General features: G+C 30.9%; 18 protein-coding genes and 1 pseudogene. 2 read left to right on the top strand and 17 right to left on the bottom strand.

Going from position 1 to position 20,834, the window contains the following annotated elements:
• Positions 1-25: 25 nt before the first annotated feature.
• The 5 genes from VF726_RS05235 to VF726_RS05215 form a co-directional block, all read right to left on the bottom strand.
• On the bottom strand, positions 26-802 hold the full coding sequence (locus VF726_RS05235) for a class I SAM-dependent methyltransferase (protein ID WP_440166394.1): 777 nt from the start codon (positions 800-802) through the stop codon (positions 26-28).
• A gap of 49 nt (positions 803-851) precedes the next feature.
• A complete protein-coding gene (locus VF726_RS05230; protein ID WP_440166392.1) occupies positions 852-1,286 on the bottom strand; it encodes a BrxA/BrxB family bacilliredoxin in 435 nt (144 codons plus the stop codon).
• An 83-nt stretch (positions 1,287-1,369) separates the two neighbouring features.
• Complete coding sequence (locus tag VF726_RS05225) at positions 1,370-1,753, bottom strand: thiol-disulfide oxidoreductase DCC family protein (protein ID WP_440166390.1); 384 nt, start codon at positions 1,751-1,753, stop codon at positions 1,370-1,372.
• Between the two features lie 3 nt (positions 1,754-1,756).
• The gene (locus VF726_RS05220) at positions 1,757-2,884 is read right to left on the bottom strand and encodes a conserved virulence factor C family protein (protein WP_440166388.1); all 1,128 of its coding nucleotides are present in this window, start codon (positions 2,882-2,884) and stop codon (positions 1,757-1,759) included.
• A gap of 120 nt (positions 2,885-3,004) precedes the next feature.
• On the bottom strand, positions 3,005-3,334 hold the full coding sequence (locus tag VF726_RS05215; RefSeq protein ID WP_440166386.1) for a single-stranded DNA-binding protein: 330 nt from the start codon (positions 3,332-3,334) through the stop codon (positions 3,005-3,007).
• Between the two features lie 585 nt (positions 3,335-3,919).
• Here VF726_RS05215 and VF726_RS05210 point away from each other — a divergent pair.
• Positions 3,920-4,210, top strand: a pseudogene (locus tag VF726_RS05210) (DDE-type integrase/transposase/recombinase); the annotation flags it as partial.
• 412 nt (positions 4,211-4,622) lie between these two features.
• Positions 4,623-5,465 (top strand): nucleotide excision repair endonuclease, encoded by an 843-nt coding sequence (locus tag VF726_RS05205; RefSeq protein WP_440166384.1) that lies wholly within the window; start codon positions 4,623-4,625, stop codon positions 5,463-5,465.
• Positions 5,466-5,818: 353 nt separating this feature from the next.
• Here VF726_RS05205 and VF726_RS05200 read toward each other — a convergent pair whose 3' ends face one another.
• The 12 genes from VF726_RS05200 to VF726_RS05145 all read right to left on the bottom strand — a co-directional run bounded on the left by VF726_RS05200 (position 5,819) and on the right by VF726_RS05145 (position 20,724).
• The gene (locus VF726_RS05200) at positions 5,819-6,823 is read right to left on the bottom strand and encodes a hypothetical protein (protein ID WP_440166382.1); all 1,005 of its coding nucleotides are present in this window, start codon (positions 6,821-6,823) and stop codon (positions 5,819-5,821) included.
• Between the two features lie 317 nt (positions 6,824-7,140).
• Positions 7,141-7,428 (bottom strand): DUF4238 domain-containing protein, encoded by a 288-nt coding sequence (locus VF726_RS05195; RefSeq protein WP_440166381.1) that lies wholly within the window; start codon positions 7,426-7,428, stop codon positions 7,141-7,143.
• 30 nt (positions 7,429-7,458) lie between these two features.
• On the bottom strand, positions 7,459-7,752 hold the full coding sequence (locus VF726_RS05190) for a hypothetical protein (RefSeq protein WP_440166379.1): 294 nt from the start codon (positions 7,750-7,752) through the stop codon (positions 7,459-7,461).
• 51 nt (positions 7,753-7,803) lie between these two features.
• Entirely contained in the window at positions 7,804-7,908 is a 105-nt protein-coding gene (locus tag VF726_RS05185; RefSeq protein WP_440166718.1) for a hypothetical protein, read from the bottom strand.
• A 346-nt stretch (positions 7,909-8,254) separates the two neighbouring features.
• The gene (locus tag VF726_RS05180) at positions 8,255-8,836 is read right to left on the bottom strand and encodes a hypothetical protein (protein WP_440166377.1); all 582 of its coding nucleotides are present in this window, start codon (positions 8,834-8,836) and stop codon (positions 8,255-8,257) included.
• Positions 8,837-8,932: 96 nt separating this feature from the next.
• Entirely contained in the window at positions 8,933-10,153 is a 1,221-nt protein-coding gene (locus VF726_RS05175; protein WP_440166375.1) for a phosphorylase family protein, read from the bottom strand.
• Positions 10,154-10,606 (bottom strand): response regulator, encoded by a 453-nt coding sequence (locus VF726_RS05170; protein ID WP_440166373.1) that lies wholly within the window; start codon positions 10,604-10,606, stop codon positions 10,154-10,156. It lies immediately after the preceding gene.
• Between the two features lie 11 nt (positions 10,607-10,617).
• A complete protein-coding gene (locus tag VF726_RS05165; protein WP_440166371.1) occupies positions 10,618-14,040 on the bottom strand; it encodes a hypothetical protein in 3,423 nt (1,140 codons plus the stop codon).
• Positions 14,041-14,561: 521 nt separating this feature from the next.
• Positions 14,562-15,119: a hypothetical protein gene (locus VF726_RS05160; protein WP_440166369.1), complete on the bottom strand. Its 558-nt coding sequence runs from the start codon at positions 15,117-15,119 to the stop codon at positions 14,562-14,564.
• Complete coding sequence (locus VF726_RS05155; RefSeq protein ID WP_440166367.1) at positions 15,086-16,978, bottom strand: tyrosine-type recombinase/integrase; 1,893 nt, start codon at positions 16,976-16,978, stop codon at positions 15,086-15,088. Before VF726_RS05155 ends, VF726_RS05160 begins: the two co-directional genes overlap by 34 nt.
• Positions 16,941-19,376 carry a hypothetical protein gene (locus VF726_RS05150; protein ID WP_440166365.1) on the bottom strand — a complete coding sequence of 812 codons (2,436 nt, stop codon included), beginning with the start codon at positions 19,374-19,376 and terminating at the stop codon, positions 16,941-16,943. The genes VF726_RS05155 and VF726_RS05150 overlap by 38 nt, the downstream gene beginning before the upstream one ends.
• Positions 19,369-20,724, bottom strand: a complete 1,356-nt coding sequence (locus VF726_RS05145; RefSeq protein ID WP_440166363.1) for a tyrosine-type recombinase/integrase — start codon at positions 20,722-20,724, stop codon at positions 19,369-19,371. Before VF726_RS05145 ends, VF726_RS05150 begins: the two co-directional genes overlap by 8 nt.
• Between the last annotated feature and the right edge of the window lie 110 nt (positions 20,725-20,834).

The following is a 20,834-nucleotide window of genomic DNA, read 5'->3' as shown; positions in this document are numbered from 1 at the left end:
GCTTATTATACATCTTTTCAAACAATTAGCAAGGGTCAATTACACCAAAGTGAAACTTAGCACTTTTTCTTTTGTATACGTAAAAATTATGTTTTTCAAATCTAGAACTACGGAAATGATCTTTTAATACGACACGCTTTCTCGCCACTCGCTTCGCCTCCGCAATTGTTTCATCAGTAATATCATGATACAAAGCGAAGTGTTTTAATCCTTTAATTCCGTCAGATTCTATGACAGTTTCTTCAAACATCGGATCGAGATAAACGATGTCATAGCTATTATCTTCACATTGTTTTAAAAATGCGTAATGCTCAGTTTGCTTTACATCTATTCGTTGCATTGCTTCATCAATTTCAGAAACGGATGAAGACCATGTTTTCAAACCATTTTCCATAATATAAGCCATATACTCATTGCCTTCAAGTCCTGTTACTTTTCCATTTTCACCAACAATATAACTAGCTACAATACTATCTGATGCCATACCGAGCGTACAATCTAACACTGTCATTCCGCTCTCTAATTTAGCAGCTTGTACAAATGGGTCGTGTTCTCCGCGCATTAACCTTTTCACACGAAACATCGCTGAGTTCGGATGAAAGAAAAACGATTCTTCCGTACCTTTTGGATAAATAGCTAAGCGGTTCTTTCCTACGACAAGCACATCTTGTTCATACTGCTCATGCAGCTTATGTACTGGTATGTCATTACGTTTAACGAAAGAAGCATTTAATTCTGCTGCTACCTTATTTGCATAATCTGTCATTTCTTTGTTTGTTCTTCCTGCTGTTGTTACGATCATTTTTTCACCTCTATATAAAGAAAAGAGGGAGATTTACTCTCCCCCTTCTTTAGCAATTCTTTTCGAAAGCTTGTTCTAAGTTCGTAATAATTTCGTCCATAGTTGCACCTTCAATTTCATGACGGTGAATGAAGTGAACAACTTCTTTTCCTTTTAACAATGCCATAGATGGTGAAGATGGAGGAATTTCTCCGAAGTATTCACGCATTTTTGCAGTAGCATCTTTATCTTGACCTGCGAATACAGTTACAAGATGATCAGGTTGTTTTTCAGCACGGACAACTGCTTGACCTGCTGATGGACGTGCTAAACCAGCTGCACAACCACAAACTGAGTTTACAACTACTAAAGTTGTACCTGCCGTGTTTTCCATAAATTCTGTTACAGCTTCTTCTGTAGTTAACTCTTCAAACCCAAAACGCACTAATTCTTGACGCATTGGGACTACCATTTGGCGCATGTATTCTTCATAAGCATTTGACATCTTGTAATCTCTCCTTCAACTTTCATTCCAAATTCATCATATCACGCTCTATTACTAGGTGCAAAAGAAAGATTACGATGATTTCATTTTTTTGAAGGGATTTCACAAACCCCACCGCGGCAATGTCCAACTGGGACAAGTTTTCTATTGTTAGCGATATAATCGTATACTTTACTTCCGAATCCGAGTACGATAGATAGTTTTATAAAAGGAACGGCAAACCAATAAGATGGAACAGCCTTTGCTAATACATGTATGCTATGAATTCCGTCATACCACTTATTATTTTTTAAAATATACAATCTTTGTTCCATCTTACTTTGTAGTTCTTGAGAGAGTCCATACTTCTCAACTACATCTTCATCTCGAAATGAAACAAATTTCATCTTACCCTTTTTATCTAACTTTTTCGTACGTTCTGCAACCGCCGTACACATCGGACACCAACTATCATAGAAAACAATCATACACTATTCCCCTTTACGAGACTCCGTCATTTGTTTCCATACAGAGCCTTTTGCTTCTTCTCCGCCTTCAATACGCTCTAATGCTAGACGCGCTTGCATCGCTACTTCAAACTCTGGATCATCTTGCGCTGCTTTTAATGCAGGAATCGCACTTTCATCTCCAAGTTCAAATAAGAACATCGCTGCACGCCAGCGTACTAATTTACTTGAATCTTTCAGAGATTTAATCATAACGAACATCGCTGCTGGATCACCTACGTCTGATAAGCAATCGCCCGCTGTACGGCGAACACTTACTGAACGATCTAATAACGCTTTATATAATAACGGCAATACTCCATCACCTTTTACCATACCTAAATACGCTGTTGCTAAACGGCGGATTGAAACTTTTTCATCATCTAATGCCATCTTCAGCACTGAAATATCTTCTTCCGTAGGATCCATTTGCTCTAATGCTGCAAAGCGATTTTTCCAGTCAGCATCTTTCATCATCTCTTCTGTTACTTTATATGGCTCACGCTTTTGAATCGTTACTTCAACAGCACCTGCCTGATTTAATAATTCTTTAACTGTTTCATTTACACGTTCTTCTGAATACGCAGCAACAATCTCTTCTACTACTTCTTTCCCGATTTCTTCAAAGTTACCGTAACGTGTACTTTGTTCCACCCATTTACGTTCTTTTACAACGTTTGGCGCAGACATTTGAACTTTCATAATTGATTCTTTAAAACGATCTGGTAAACCAACACGTTCTTCCGATGTTCCATCTGTTAACTTTACTTGCATTGGAATTGTAAAGAACATTTGAACAAACACTTTCACTTCCCCAAAATGAGCAAGTTGTTGTTCTTCACTTTCTTCTACTACCTCTTCGCCGAAAACAGCACGAACTTGTTGTAATAAAACTTTCCAGTCAAACTTCGCATTTCGCTCCACTGCTAAAAAGTCGGCTACATGATATACACCTTTAATGCCTTCAATTTTCAAAATTTCTTGCACTTGCATTGGTGCTTGTTCTTTATTTTCATTTGTATAATTATTACGCGCTCCTGATGGTAATACTTCATTCAAAATAACCTTCATTGTATTTGGACTTGGCGTCGGTTCAATTGCTTTAATCTTCACGTAAAAAACTCTCCTTTATTGCGTGTTCTTAGGTGTATTGTAACATGTTCCACCCCTTGAAACCTACTCGGATGCTCTATCTTGCTGATTTCTTTCCATCATCATACTTTATCTTTCCACCTAATTCCCCCAAGTCCCATCTTTTTTTGATGCCCCCTCCCGTATTTTCTCCAAAAATGTAATATTATCAATCACAACTTCCGTTATATATATTCTCTTTCCTTGATTATCCTCGTAATTCCTCGTATGAATACGTCCAGTAATTCCAACAAGAGACCCCTTCTTGCAATATTCAGTTACATTCTCAGCCGATTTTCTCCAAACGACACAATTAATAAAATCTACTTGTTGCTCACCTAAACTATTTCGAAAACCTCTATTCACCGCAACACATACTCGTGCATACGCGACGCCTTGCTTTGTGTAGTATAATTCTGGCTCCTTTGTCAATCTACCTCCCTTATGGTAAGTAGTATTTTTGTATAAACTCTATCAGCCTTTGGTAAATAACCTTTTGTAATGTGAATTACGTTTTTTTATAATTAGACAAAAAGCATAGTAACATCGGACCATTTCATCAGAAAAAAAGGATAAAATTTTGGACATTTTCGAACTTTAAGTTTGGATCAAAACTAAAATAATAAAACGTCTTTCGACGGCTCTAATTGCAGTAAAGCTACCTATTAGTTTAACAAGACTAGATATTAGTTAGTTCTGTTACTTTATCATTTTACGCGAGCCTTTATGTATTTTATCGAATTAGGGTTTTTTATAATAAAAATCTTCCCCAAAAAACTTTTTCTGGAAAACTAGTAAACTATGATATTTGTCAATTTGGTTCTGGTTCAAAAACCCAAAAACTCTTGCAATTAATTCCTAATATTAGATATACAGATGGTATGACTCTAAAAAAGTGCGTGAATAGTATGGAAAAGAAAGCTCGTTCGAATAGAAGCGTTATCAGACGGATATTATTTTGTTAACGGTACGATGTTACCTACAACCTCAGTTTTCATGACTTAGTGGAAATGCTATAGGAACGTGGCTTATCCTATAACAATTGAACAGTTAAAAAAGAAAAAAACATGCCCGATAGTATGCAACTTAGACAACAAAAGTACTTGAATAAAATAGTAGAACAAGATCATCGCTTTATAAATAAATGAACCCGTTCTATACTATGGTTCAAATGCTTCGACACAACTACTGACATTCTTTCTGGAGTAGAAGCAATGCATATGATTATAAAAACAAATTGATTTACGGAACCAGTCTGCCCAAAATCAGAAAGAATTCATTCATCAATTGTTTGGACTTGCAACATAAGATGTGATTCTGTTAAGAATATATGCGCTTTATTCTTTTTATTTTGCACCAAAACCGCCGGGAAGGCTTCAGTGAACATGAACACAAATAACCATAAAATTTTTAAACCGCAAAAGAGAACAATTTAATCCTCTATCATTATCTTCTTTATTTATTTGAAACAATCCCCAATATCGATTTAAACAATAAAGATGAAATTAATAAAGTCTTACCGTGGTTAACAGGTTTATCGTCTAGATGAAGCGTGACGATAAAAGTGAAGTTAACAAAAAACAACTCCAAAATCAACTTTCATTGTATATTCTAGAATTGCTTTATGTTTACTTCTATAATTATAAATTTGAGTTTATAATTATTATTGTTGCTAAAAATAATTATTAACTTTATCGCTTAGAGAAGGAGAGGACAAAACATGAGTTTTTGGACAAAAAAAGTAGAGTATAAACGGACTGATCTATATATATGGGAAAGAAAAATATTACAGTATATCACCAAAAGTGGAGTCTATGTTTTTAGAGATGTAAATGATGAAATCATATATGTTGGAGAAGCGACAAATTTAGCAAAAAGAGTTAATACACATCTTGCTGGAAATAGTGATACCTCTGCATTGTATGAGGATGACGCTTTTTCATACACACACAAGGTAGAACTATATGAATTAAAGACAGAAGATACTCATGAGAGAAAACTAATAGAATTGGATTTAATCCAAAGGTTTAATCCAGTATTTAATCGCAACCATCGTACAAATGGTACACCTAAACAAATAGAAAGTATGCGCAAAGTTTATTTGAAACAAAATTCAGCATACACTTGGAAGAATTGGAGCGTATGGCAAATAAAGGCTTTCATAGAAGGTGATGTATTAACCGATTTCGTTCTAATGAGCGTCGAAAATGAAACTAATACAATAACGCCATATCCCTCTATTGATTCATGGGAAAATGAAATAAAAGATAAATTAATTAACAGGATTATGAAAAAACAAAATTATAAAGATCCACTAGAGGTGATAAATAAAGCGTTTTCTATTGGTTTAGTTCGAAACGGAGATTACAACCTAATTTCCCCAGTAAGTTATAGTTTACATTTAACGCCATTTTCACCCAAATTTCTGAGTATGTACGCTGCTGCTCCAGTAAAGTTGATAAACATTTTACAACATAGAAAGAATGTTGGGCAAAACTTAGCTCCAACAAATAGAAGAACAGGAGATCCTCATCCTGTTTCAGAGGTACAGACTTTTATTTAGTTTTTCACATCCTAAAGCTTAAAATATAAATTTTTGTTACATATATTATATATTTATTAGTTTTTAAAAATTATATATATTCTTTATTAATTATTTATAATTAGGCGTGATTCGCTTCTTTTGCAAAAATATTAGATAGAAACATAGAGTAACCATTTCCTCTTCGTTTCTATCTAATGTAGCAAAGCTAAACAATTTATGAATAAATTCTTCCTGCCTTTGGACAGAGTTAGTTGTCCAATAAAACAAGCTACCCCTTTTTCGTTATATGCATGGCTTCAAATAGAAATAAAATATAGCTTATGAATACTTTTTACACGGATCCCGATTGAACCACAGTTAGGTATCCAACTTTAATCTTTAATTCTTTCATCAATTGATTTGTATTCTTTTAAAAACATTGGTACAAAAGGATTTAATGAACGAATGCTAGAAGAATTCTCTCCAAAATGAAGAATCAATTCCCTTGTTATTTCCACTATCTTTTTCACGTCGATGTTCTTTAAATCAAAGTATTCTGTTTCACCGTATCGTGCTTTATATAGTGCTACTTTCTCAATATCAAAATAACTACCTCTATAGTCGAAATGTTCAGCAACTAATGAAATCTCATTCAAAAGATAGTAACCGATTAGTTGAGCTGCATTTTCCGACGAATATACGAACGATCTCCCTGTTTTGAAGTCGTATAAGACCCCGTCAATTATTACATCGCCATCTGCACCATTAACCATTAAAGAAGCAAGTCCAAAATTAGGATTGTACACAACTTTGCTTTCTTCATGAACAATTTCAGGAACAAGAAATTTCTCCTCAAATACTTTACACATCGCTTCTAATTCCCTCGCTATATCATCGCTCGGAGGGGAAAATAAACTTTTACGTATATTTACTGGTGGCCTATGATTACGGTAAACACATTCTAAATTAGCTAAAAAGCATGATACTTTTATTATCGTTTGAAAATCATTCCCATTAACTACAAAATCCCTCATTAAATTGATTGCCTTTTTGTGAATTTTTTCTAATTTAACTGTAATGTCATTATCTTCTCCCAGAAACCTCTTCATTTCGTTTAATCCTTTTTCTGCTGCTAATTCCGTAAAGAAATCTTCGCGGTTGTTAATAACTATTCTTGCAATCATTAATCTAGCAATATAATCAAACGCTGTCCCCACTATCTTTGCGTTATAGCTATTTTCTAGGGTGTATGGTACCAACATATCGTATCCATCAGAAAAAGCTGTATTACCAGACAATGTCTGGAAATCATTTCGATTAGGTGTTACTTCTTTTATGATAGCCTGAAATTTTTTTTCATTTTTTTTTGAACCCGTCAACATACTATTTAATGACATAATATTTTCACCTCATTAGTTTATTTGTTTGACATTCAGCTTTATTCTTTGCTCATTACCTCTAAAGCAAAAAATCCGTTATTTTTTCTAATCTAACTTATTTAGAAAGAATAACGAATTTTTTTATTGAAGGATATTAAAATCTCTTAAGTTGATGGGGATGTATGGTAACCCCTAATTGTGTAAAGAAAATGCGATGCAACTTTTTCAAAACGCATAACTGTATTTTAATCTACCATATTTACTTTAATTTATGTTGACTTACACAGATAGAATCACTATTATACGCAAACGATCTCGGATTGTGTTTGTAAAATTCATGGTTTTTTTGCGTTATCTTCATTTTGGTAAATTACTATCCTTGTCGAGAAACGCATCTGATATTGATTATAAAATTTCATTTCACTCATACCAAGTTCAAAAATAGTGTTTTCTGGATTTTCAAAAGGATAGTTTCCCCCTCTAATAACCAGCAAATGTTTCGGCGATAGTGGTAAACAAAATTCCTTGTATACCTGCATTCTTTTAATATCAACATGGTCAATCACTATGACTGGATTATCCGAAATAAACAATTCATCAGTAACCACCATTGAGGATTTCATTTCTTCAGAATCTCCTACAACCCCAAGGAATCATTGGAAATTATCACTTAAAAGATATGAATCCACCCTCTCCAATATTCCCGAAGCTAAGTGTACCAAAAGTTGCTCATTATCATCTAATTCAAACTTAGAAAATTCAGGTTTAAATTTAGCGAGCATCTTCATGAAATTACCACTTAAATCTCTGAAATCAGGAATTCTAATACTTTGTAAAAATATAAACATCACTAAATTCACTCTGTCTTCTTCATCTAACATTTCATTTAAACTAGAATTTAGCAGATCAGGTTGATTACTTATTTTCTCTGCAATTATTTTTAGCATTTTGCAAATTCACCTTCAAATTCGGCAAAATACTCTTCTAGAAAGTGTTTATCAAAAAAACTCATCAGAAAAATTGTAAAAGTATTTTTGAAGCGCAACATTTTCAACTGTCATATTAGACAAATCTTTATCTATAACTTTATCAAAATAATTCATCTTTCCACTATTTCCAAAATAGTTAAGATAAAACCTTGGTACATAATGTTGTCTTTTAACCATTCCGTCACCTGTTCCTAATAAAAATCTTTACAACACTATATTACCAATATGTAATATAGTGTTGTAAATAAAAGACTGCAATATTGTAGCTTTTACACTTAAATTATTTTAGTAAAGATGTATTTTTGAATATTTCCTAATAGAGATACCGTCACATGCTCATCAACCTAACAGAGCTGTCACTAAAAGGGATACGAAAACATATCCTATTTATAAATATGTCAATCAAAATTAAGACTATTTTCAGATTTCATCACAAGGACTCCAGATTAAAAAGAAACATTTATTTATATCTTAAAATTTTTTGTTTATCTTTAATTTTTTCCCACTCCGATTTAATATGATTTTTTAATAGAATTTCAATCTCTTCGGTTTTCTCATAAATATTTCGATCTATTAGTCGAGTTAAAGTGTGCACATTATAATACTCAAAATGCAACTTCCTAAAAAAATCCAAATCATATTTTTTAATAAAGCTCTCCATCTCCACAATATCCTTTTCTTCTGTCCTAAGTTGAATTAGCCTTAATAAATATCTAAGTTTATTTACAACATTTAGCTCTTCCCTCTTATGAGCGTTAAATTGATACTCTATAAGACTACTTAAATACTTTAATTCTTTATAATTACTCTTTAAAGCATTTTCATTTACACTTACTAAAATCAAGGATGTAAAACTTGCTGTATTTTTCTTAAGGTTATTTAAAGAATCTAATCTCTCTTTTAATACAGTGCTAGAGTATATGTTTCTCTGATTATTCAATATAGAAAAAAACAGAGTTACTATTCCAATTATAGCTGTAAATATTATCCCAAGGGAGGTGAATTTATCCTTTGGCTCAAGGGCTAAAAAGCTTTCTATCATAATTTGCAAACTCCTTTTTTTAGTACAGTAAAAACTTATCAGTTAAACAGTCTAAAACTCATATATTTTTATACAGTACTTCTATAATATTAATTATTACTCAAAAAAATTTTTTATTAACTCATATGAAATCATTACGCTATTTCTAGCAGCATATTGTGCATAATCACTATTCTTTTCTTCATCAGATAAATCACTAACACCTTTAATCCCTATCCCTATAGGTTTAATACCATATGTATTCTCTACGGCATACATAAATCCGTAAATCTCCATGTCTATCCCTAAAAGCTTACGTTGCTGTTGTTTAATAGCTTTTATTTTACTAGATGCTGCAACAACAGCTGCTCCACTAGCAACCGGTCCAATATGAACGATAAAAGGATTACTTGGTTTTTGTTCACTAAAACTAGTATACAGCTCCATTATTAAATCTTTATCACTTCTTAATATATTTACTTCCTGCTCCAAAGTTTTATCCAATCTAATTTGTAAAGGACTTTGTTTAAATATTACTTCTCCGCCCTCAACAACATATTTCCCATCTCCATAATCCCAACTTGGATCAGAAATTACTACATCACCTATACTCACTTCAGATTTAACACCACCCATAATACCTGGCATAATCATTACATTCGGTCTAAATAAGTTTATCATTTTCATAGTAGTTACTGCAGCAGCCGATAATCCCATTTGATTAGCTGCTACTGCTACTACCCTTAAATATTGATCCTCTACTAATATTCTCCCAATATAATAAATCAAATTGTCAGTTTCAAAAATTTGTTTAACCCAGTTAGCTTCAAGTTTTAGCACTTCACTTAATTCCGGAGATGATAATGCACATACAAATCCTACATCAAATATATAACTATCTGATTGAGGGCTCTCTTTCAAACTTTTTATATAGGAAAATTTATTTTTAATTTGCTCAACCCATTTTAGACTTGTTCTATCAAATTTTATTAATGAGAATAAGTTATTTTCAAAATACTCTTCCACTAATTGCATACTTGTATCATGCTCTGTTAAACCAATAACTTCTTTTGGGAGTTTATATTTTCTCCTGTTCCCCATCGCTCTTTGCAACAATTTCAATCCACCTTCTGGATCTGGTATCTCCCCAAACCTATACGGTAAATTAATATCTAAAATAATAACATCAAATTGAAATTTTCTTAAAGTTTTTATACCATCCTCTGAACATTGAACTGTTGTAATATCACTATTATTCAAAAATTGAAACTTTGTAAGCTCCGTCCTAATCGTTCCTGTCTTATTTCCATCATCATCAATTACTAGTACTTTGAGCAATTATTTCACCCCAAAATTATCAACTACACCCTGCAACTCATGTTTCCATTCAATACCTGCTGGATTATAATAAATTGTTTTTATATAGTTATCCGAAAATTCTTGTTTAAGTTCCTCTTTTAATTTATCTAGAGTCATTTTCTTTTCTTCTCCAAAAGATTCAAATTGAGTAACAACTACCGTTGGTATACTAACTTTTTTTCTTTTTAATTGCCTTAATATTTCCTTTCCTCCAAAGTGCATTACTTTACCTCCGCCTGCTTCTGTTGAAATATCAAAGGTAGGCATACTCATATCTAAAACAAGAAAATGATATTCGTTTCCCAAAATTTCTTTAAGTCCCGTTTTATAGGATCTTTTAATAGTAATCGATTCAAATCCTGAAATATTAGAAAAAAATTCATTCAATTGCTTTGCTTTATTCGGATCATCCTCAATAATCAAGATATTCAATAAAATCCCTCCTAAATTTTCATTTCTATAGTAAGGATAAATTCATCTTTGACAATACAATAGTCCATACTGCTATCATCATATCCTAAATCGATTTTCAAAATCTTTAATATTTTTAACAATCCTGATCCACCCTCTGTGCTAACTAATCCAAAATCTGAATCACTGATTACCTTTTTATTTTTTTCGATATTAATTAACCGCTTTTCTAAAGACTCAGTTTTAAAGGAAATTTTATTTTTACACTCTAATACTAAATGTTTCCCCTCTTTAATAACTCGTAAACTAACAGGAATGTCCTTTGATATTCCACTTCTTTTGAAAACATTATCAAATATGATAACAAATATATCCACAAAACCTCTCAATTTTTTACCGTGTATAGGTTTTGACAATAAATTCTCCACTTCAAATTTTATACTTTTACTTGTATTAATTTTATATGCAACTTCTAAGCCTATTTCATAAGCTAAATCTATCTCAAATTCTTTCACATTAAGGCCTTCACTTCTATTAAACCAATTGGAAACATGATTAATTTCATGAGCCATATTTGTTTTTGTTTCAATAATTTTACGTTTTAAATCTGTTAAACCCCCTTTTCCCTTTATGCATTCAATATCGAATAACAACTTATCAAAATAACTATTTATACTGTCTAAAAAGTTATTAGATATATAATATTTTATGAACTCTAAATTCATTTCCGTTCTAGCCCACAGATAATTTATTATTTGATCAATAAATTCTTCTAAACTCATTCCATTCATGCTATCATTTGAGTTTAAAGAAAGATATAAGCTATGTATAACTCTTTGATTAATAGAATATTCAAAATGTGAATTCGGTACATAATTTGATTCTGTAGTAATTTGAACTTTTTCTTCTTTCAAACTTCCCACAATAGTATCGAAACTTTCAGAGAAAGAATTTAATGCTACTATTAGTTTTTCTTTATTTATATTATCTATAGGATTAACTATTTCCATCCAATAATCATTAGTTATATATTGATTTGTTATAGAATCTTTAATTGTAATTAATTTTGAGCTCTCTATAGCTCCCCTTAGTTGTCCAACTAAAGTTCCATGTCGAATACCTACACTTAAATACCCGTCTAAACCATATTCTTTACTGAAAACAAAATGGTCCCTTATTTCCCTAACCATACCTCCAAATATATCTCTTTTTTCATCTTTAGGTATGGATATTGTGTAGTTGTTCATTTCAAAGCGATAAACCCCATCTAATAGCCCAACTTCTTTATATTTAAAGTTCTTAAACCTAGCATAAGTTTCTTTCAAGCTTCTTTTCAATAAATTTTTCAATCCATTTTCATCCACATAAATCTTACTTGTTTCAATTTCCCTTTTAACAGTTTTTATTCGTTTAACTCTAGTAATTTCTTTAATCTCTTCATTATATACTTCAACATTATCAGAATCTATCTCGGCTAATAAATTACATATAGCTATTCTTTCTTCTTCAGCTTCATGTTCTGTCCCAATATTCCATAACTTTGAAAGAACATCAATAACACACACTTCTTTTAAAAAATATATTAACTTTTCTTTGTCAAATATGTTAAAGTTTATTTCTTGTAACTCTGATACTAAATCAACATCATAACTATTTAAAAAATCTTCTAATATATCACTCCGTAGCTCTTCTTTCCCCGAACCTACATATCTTGTAAATAACTCATAAACTATAGGGTAATTTATATCACTGTTGTTTTTTTCTATTTTTTCTAACTCATCCAAAATCCCTTTCAAATCAACATCATCAATTAGATTAAAACCTTCAATAAAATTATCTATAATCACTTCAATAGATTTTTCGTATTCCTTTAAACACTTGTAAATCTTTATTTTTTCAACTAATATTTCAAATTTAGATAATCTAGTGTTATCTAAATGAATATTTTCATAGCATCTTAATGCCTCATTATAATTTCCAATTTGTTGATAAATAGCTGCTGCATATTTGTTTTTTCTTTCATTAGAGATATTTAGGGCATTTATTTTTTCTATATTGTTAGATAAAAAAGCATGATGCAAATCATTTGTTGAACTATCCACTTTCCCAAACCTACAGTTTAAAATTTTTTCTAACTTATTCTTAGGAAATATTCCATTAAATATTTGAGGTTTCACCAACCAATAAAATTTAAATCCCTCTGGTATGCGAGCATATTCTTTAATTTCTTGTAAATCTAGTTTTGTTTGGAAAGCCATAGCAATTAATTTCCATGCCCAAACGTTTAAAGAATAGTCGTATGATATTTTTATGATATCATCTAAATAACCGATTTCATTTTTTTCTTGTTTATATAAAGCACAAAATACTACAATAATTTTATCTAATAAGCCTGTATATTGCCGCTCATGATCTTTTTTCATATATACAAGCGACTTTGCATATACTTCATAAAAATCAACACACCAAGGACGTTTTTTTAATAACTCCTCACATAAAACAATCGTTTTATCATAGTTCCCAATAGTATAGCTATCAATTATCTCTATAGCCATTAAATCTGGTTGATAATCCTTTAATTGACTATCCTTTAAATATGGGAGCAATAGATTTTTCAAATCTGAATCATTAATATTTTTTATATTTTTATAAACACTACTAATAAGTTCTTCATCAATTTCTTCGTTTTTCAAATAATTTAATAATACTTTGATAAACGAATCATATCTATCCATCATTGGCATTTTAGAATCTAATGCCAATAATACTCCTGCATTTTGGGATTCAACGTAATTGAAACATAATTTATTCGATAAGTATATTGCTAAAACAGATTTTAAATCCCCTTTAGATACCTCAACTATTGTTTTATATAAATCATTTTCGTATTTAGCCGGAGTAACAGTCCCCTCTGCTTTAACACTTAGGTGCCTTACCATAAGCTTATATAAATCTGGAACATTATTATTTTCCAAAATTTCCAAACTGTACTCTTTTTGTTTATCAAGCCCATAAAATTCTTGATAAACTTTTAGTTTAGTTTCTATAACCCACAAATTTATTCCGTACTTTCTTTCTAATTCTCCTAGTAATTCTAAACCTCTTTGATTTTCACCATGAAATAACGCCTCAAAAATTTTATTTTTATAATCTAATACATCATTAATTTTTTGATGAATTTTCGAGAACACCCTTGAATACCATAATAGATCTTTTCTTAAGTCATCTAAATCGTAACTATCTAGACTATAATAATAATTTAGTTTGCTATTCATATTATTAAAATTTATCGGAAATGCTTTATGAAACAACGCTTCCCTAGATAGCGGATGATTAAATAGTTGGTCTACTGTTCTATTTATATCCTTAATATTAGCATTTCTCTTTACATACTCTAAAGCATATACTGGACCTGTTTTTTTTATTTTTGAAGCATAAGTTTTAGTTGCATTCATCTAACTTTAACCATCCTTTCAAACTCAATAACTCTATAATATATATTATATTATTTCTATACCATTCTATGTTAGATTATTGTATTTTTTGTTTTTTATTGAAATACTATTCTTAGTTACATTTACCTTAAAAACCTACTTACTCTTTGCAAATTTTCAGATCAACTTACTCGAAATTATATTTAGATAATATTAAACAAACCACTAACAATGACCTTTTTAAGCTATAAAATATAATTATCTTCTATAAGATAATTATTCACATTAAATTCATTGCTTTATTTCTAATAGTTTTCTTATTATATTTCAATGCTACGGATACGATTTTCACTTTTTTTATCTGTATTGATTGTAAAAAATCATACCATCCTCACCTTCTCTGAAAGACTTATTCTTACACTGATATTAAACTCTTCATTCATATCTATCTCGGTGATTTTAGAAATAACCAGATGCTTAATAAAGGAAATCCACTACCTACTAATAATCCAAGATCACACTCTAAATCTTTTTCAATTTATTTAATTCAATGGCACAATTTTTTTCTGGTTCTGTTCATTTAAAGCCTTGCGTAGCTTGCAGTTTTCTTCTTCAAGTTTCTGAACATCCTGTTGCCTTGATTCCACTTGAAGAATAAGTCGTTTATTTACAGTCTCCAACATTTCAAGGCGTAACTTCAATTCAAAAGAATCCACTACTTGTTGTCGTAAACCATCTAGATATCTTTCAAGTTCACGCTTTTCACTTTTAAGCCTTTCGTGTTTTTTTATGTTGAAGATATCTTCTTTTTCTATTTCCATAATCCGGTATTCTATATAAAACTTTAAAGTATTGGTATTTAAATTTATCTGGCTTCTCGGAACCTTTGCACCCACCGAAACTGACGATATGGACAACTTACTGAATTGTTTTATTTGTTCACTCAATCGCTTTTGATTCATACAGAAGTCTTGTAGAAATTCTTCTATCTGAACTAACTGTTTTTGAATTGTTAGACTTCCTATTTTTTCTAACTTACCGATTCCAAATTTAATAGTGTTTTCATTTACACATTCTTTAATGTTAGTGCTGATGTCCATTTTGAAATCTCCTTACCAATTTCATCTATATTGGAAATAATACTTTCTAATTGTGGAAAAGCAGAAAGGAAGGACTCTTTCCCTTCATTTTTCAACTTAAAAAGAATTAACTCATATTCAGGTAAAAGACGATTCTGATAAAATTTACTTATAGCCATATATTCATTCTCATAATCTCTTTGGTATTTTGAATCTTGTTGAACTAACTGTTTATTATGTTGAACTATTATAGCTTTGTCTAGAAACCTTCTATAGGTAAAATCAAAGGATTCAATATTGGGAATAGTCGGGCTAAGGTAATACCATTTTTCAAAGGTCGCAAGACGATATTGACGCTCACATATTATCCCCAGATGTTTTATACAAACACCAACATCGTTTTCACGCAATGGATTATATTTCAAAGTATTTATAATTTGATCAATATCCTTAAAAATGTTTAATTTTTTCTTTTTAAGAAATTTATTTATTTCCTCATATGCTTTTATTAACTTTGGTTCCGATTTTTCATTTTTTATAAAACTATTTTGATTATCATAATTCATCTCTAACGAGTTTCCATCAGATGATGCCCGCTTAAATAATGTTTCTTTTACAATTTTATCATCTCGAAAATAGTGTTTAGTCATATCTTCATCAAGGTGGTTCATATGTTCCCGTATCCATTGTAAACTTACTTTATCCTTCAAAATATTAGCAATTGCGACCCGAAATTGATGAGCATTCAAATTTAAAAATTTTTCTACTGTGCTGTTTGGGAATCTTCTTCTTTCTATGTAGCCCATTAAATATACTCCTACTTTCTGACAATGAACTTGAGTTTGTTCAAAATCCGTTAAACCTTTGAATAGTTCTTGATGTCTATAAAAAAAGAAATCAAACATATATGCAAAAGCTGTATCACTATACTTTTTACCCCTATTATTCAGAAATAAGTAATTGGTTTTTCCTTTTATCCTTCTTTCTTCCGATAATTCTTCAAGAGTATGATAAGCTTTTAATGTTTTAGGAAAAGCAATTGTTTTAGTCCAATGACCTTTTTTCCTACCAGTTGTTTTGTAAGTGAAAAATTCAAGAATATAGGCTTTTTCCTTTTTATTCAATATTTCAATACCTTTTAATTTGTTTACTTCTAATAACTGAAGTTCGCCTCTTCTCATTCCTGTATGAGATAAAATCACAATCAAACAAGCCATCATCCTGTCCTCAATTGTAAGACTATCATCATCCATATCCTTTAAAGCAGTCTGCACAACCTTCTTATAAATTCTCATAGGAATGTTAGGTGTTTTATTTGCAACTATTTCAGCCTTTATTTCTTCCCAGGAAATGCTATGAATAACATCTTTATATTGCGATATTTTTATATAATGACCTGCTATTTCACACTCTTTAAGAAGCTCTCCTATCGGAGACAATTTTTTTGCCAATGTGAACTTGTTCCTCCCCTTTTGCTTATAGCCTTCAATATACTCCTTAATGATTTCAGGTGTTAAATATCTTAAATCATACATATATTTTTCATTCTCTAAAAACCGAATAAAACTATTTATTATTAAGCATTTCTTATTAGCGGTTATACTCCTATTACCTACAAAGAACATTTGTCTAAGGGCGACTTTCTTTAATAGCACCCGGAAAATTTTCGACTTAATAGATGAGAAATTTATTACCACATTTCTATGTCCCTCATCGAAAAAATTCCATTTGTTATCCGAGAATCTTATGCTTGCTGTAATAAAGAGAGACGGCTCATCAATATAATCACCTTTTAGATAGTTTTCTTTTCCGAGTAACAAACTTGCATTATTAATGTTCCAATCAATTTCTTCTTTTATCTTGGGTATGGTTGTATTCATACTTTCCCTCCATAATGGCATACATTTCAGCAAGGTAGCTACCATATAGCTCAATTAATCCAGTATAAAAATTTTTTTCAGCAACAGATGAAGAATTCTCCTTCTTATTCATGTAAACCTTCATTCGTTGTTCAAAAATAGTAGTGCGTTCTACTGTTGTTACGAACTTTATACAAGTCAAGCATTTATAAAAACTGTCCTCGTCTGTATCGATTTTTACACACGATTCACTTGCACAGTTGCCAGCATCATTTTGGACAGGAGGGAGATTTCCAACAGTTTTACTATCAACGATAGATCCTGGTAATTCATCGTCCAAAATAGAAACCTCATAAAGTGCTTCTACATATCGTTTAGTGTTTTCCTTATTTCGATAATGCTTCGCAGCAACAACTGCGGAGTTTCCTGTAATAATCCCAACCTCAAACGTTGATATAAGACCATCCTCAACCATTTGCCAAGCTTTTTCAATATACGTGTGTCTCAAATTATTAGGTGTGTATTTCAATTTAATCTTCTCTTGCTCAAAAAGCTTCTTGGATATTGTTCTAAATGCCTTATTAAAAGGATGTCTCGCTGCTATTACCTGGTCTTTATAACGATTGTAATTACAAAGAAAAATATATTTTTTCAAAGAATTTTCAGCCATTTCCTTTAATGGCTGAGTAATTTCTGTAGCTTTTTGCAATAATTTAATATGTTCTATCACAAGAACTTCTTTTATTTTTTTTCTGCCTGATGTCTTTGCGTAATATTCAATAGTTCCAAATTTCTTACCATCATCAACCGAAATAATACAATCTCTTTCTAGTGCAAAAATCTCACCAAGACGAAGTTTTGTCTCTATGGCCAACTGTAAAATAATTAACATTATTTCATTTTCATTCTTAAACTTTTTCTCAAATTCCTCTTGTATTTCTTTAAAATCTTCAAGAGAAATTGGAGTTCCACCCTTTTCATTCACATCAATTGTAGTAAATTGTTCCATCATAACATCGGGAATGTTATATCGTGATTGAATATGCTTTATAAACTTTCTAATGGCCTTAACATTATAATTAATAGTAAGATCAGTATACTCCTTATTCGACACTAGACTTGCATAGTAGAATATCAAAAACCTACTTGAAAAGGGCTTCAAATTAGTTAACAATAAATTATTTAATTGTAACAATTGCCGCTCCTGTTGATAGTAACTGTCAGCTTCGTTCAGAAAATCTACCATTATACAAAAATGGCTAGACATATTATTATAAGACAAATCTAATTTCCAAATATAATCTTTTAAAGCATTTCTAAACTCAATATTGTGAACTAATTCAAAATTCATTAGAGAATTTTTAGAGTTAGCAATATGAGTACCATGCTTATTCGGATCTGCAACAACAAACCATTTATCTGATTTAGGATAGGCTCCCAATGAATTAAGATTAACACTTTTATAACACTGCTCTATACTAGTTAAGTACTGCTTATGAATAATAAGGTCTCTATTGAATGAGAATGAATTAAATAATCTTACTCCATTTTCCTCCAGATAAATCCCGTCAATATATCTGTAAAATTTAACTAAAAATTGTTTGAAATATACATACATAGGAGTATGATTAGATTCCTCGAACGAATTAAAGTAAAGTAATTGTTGTTTAAACGTTTGTTCATTAAAGTCTTCCAACCTATTAATTTCTTGACCACCTAAACTTTCCTCAAATAAAGTCACCACCAGTCTATTATCGAATTTATTCAATTTCCTTTTTGGTAAAATATTAAGAAAGTTTTTTATTGTATTTAGTAAGAATTGGCTACAAGTTGGTAAGAAAAAATTTACAAAGTTTACACTACCATCATTATGAAAATATTCTACTTGGATAATGTGTTCTGAACTAGAGTTAATGGGGAAGTTAGTACGAATACAATTGTTTATATAAGGAGTGTAATTTTGTTTGCCCTCAACCCTTTTAAACTCTCTAGTTAAAAGAAGGCTGTTATTCCTTGCAATAAAAGATTTAACTTGCGAATTAGTTATTGTATCAGAAGCAAGTGCGTGTAGATAAAGACTCCGTGTCATTTGCCTAAAAGGTGAATGAAATCCTTTTCTTTTCCCAAGAGGTATTTCATGCATAATCTTACAGTAATTTTCCCATGTAAAGTCCTCTTGTTTAAGAATGATTTTCCCTAAAATTTCTATATAACACTTTATTATTACAACTTTTACATTTTCATTTTTGTTGACTGGATACATTATAAATGGTCTTTTTAACAGGATGTTCTGCATTCCACCTGTTTGTAACCATTCTTCCAAAAAAATTTTTAGTATATTTTGAAATTGATATTTCTCTATATTCTCTGTAATACTCTTAATTTCTTCTTCATCATAAAAATCATTTGTGTTAATCATTAGAATAAAATCTTTCTCTATTTTTCATTAATAGCTCCACCTTATCATTCTCGTCTGGATTATAATATGTTTTACAGCTTTCTGGACTTTTATGACGAAGTGCTTTTTGAAGTTCATATTCATTTGAACCCTGTTTTGCAAGTTTCATAGCAAAAGCGTGGCGGAATCTATGACTTAAATTAGTTTCTTTTTTATTTTTATCCATTGAAATCCCAGCTTCGGCGAAAATTTTCCGAAGAATATAATTCCATCCTGCCTGAGATAATGAAGTATAGTGTTGATGATTTAAGAAAATATATTGATTCTCATCCCCCAAAAGAGAGATCGTACCAACCCTATCTGCAATTGCTTTCCTGTTTAAATTCCCTCTTTTTTTAGGACTTTGACTTAAAACGATATCGTCTCTCGATTCATCAATGTATTCTTGGATAAGTTCTCCCATTTCTTCACAAATAATAACTACTTGGTATCCAAGACCATTACCTTCTGTATTGTAACTACGACTATTATAAGTATCTATGTTTTCAGGGACCATTACTCCCTTTGCTCTCTGTGTCGGTTTGTCAGATACTCTATTTCGAATGATAAGCCTATAATATCCATTATTGGTTAGCTCAATATCTTCAAAAGTAGCCCCTAATACTTCACCTAAACGTAGACCATAATCATACATCAAGTTGATAATAACCTTTTCACGCAAACCATACTTTCCCTCAACGATTCCCATAATTTTCTTGTACTCATTAGGTCTTATATATTTTGGAACAGATTTTCCTAGGTCACCTACATTTTTATTTGCCGTATATCGTTCGTGTGTTGTTTTTTTTACGTGTGCAAAAAAACCTTTTCCAATTGATACTCCTGTTTTTATAGTGTCAAATAACGTCGTGTTTGAGAAATCATACATTTTGGATAAAAAATCTCTGTACACGTTTAAATATTGATTAAATGTTTGATTATCACGTCTAACTCGTAAATCTAACCCCCATACTTGACCGTCTTTTTTTCCTCCTTCCAAAAACAATCGAAGATCTTTGATGTCATCGTTTGTTAAATCTGTAGGATTATTAATATGTACTAGTTCCAGAAAGGAAAAAAAAACTTTTAATGCTGAGAAAGCACTTTCTCTTTTTTTATACTTAGCATCACCAATTTCTTTATTTAAATATTCATTGGCAGCAACTATTAAATTCCCATTAATATCAGTAACAATAAAATATGTCATTTTTCTTTCTGTGGATTTCTTTATATAACCAATTGCTCCAAATCTCTGAATCAGTTCATTATTGCTATCATAACGTTCATACACAGTTCCTAATAATGTTTGTTTCTCCCTAATGACACCCATATAGATCCCCCTCTACAGGACTATCTCCCTCTAATAGCACTATTATTATTCATTTAAATATCGAAGTTTTTCATTTGACCCTACTTTGCTTAAAACCCCACTATTATCAT

The organism is Bacillus sp. Brlt_9 (assembly GCF_051948935.1).
Lineage (GTDB): Bacteria > Bacillota > Bacilli > Bacillales > Bacillaceae_G > Bacillus_A.
The sequence above is the reverse complement of the archived record's forward strand: the minus strand, read 5'-3'. Positions and strand labels throughout refer to the sequence as shown.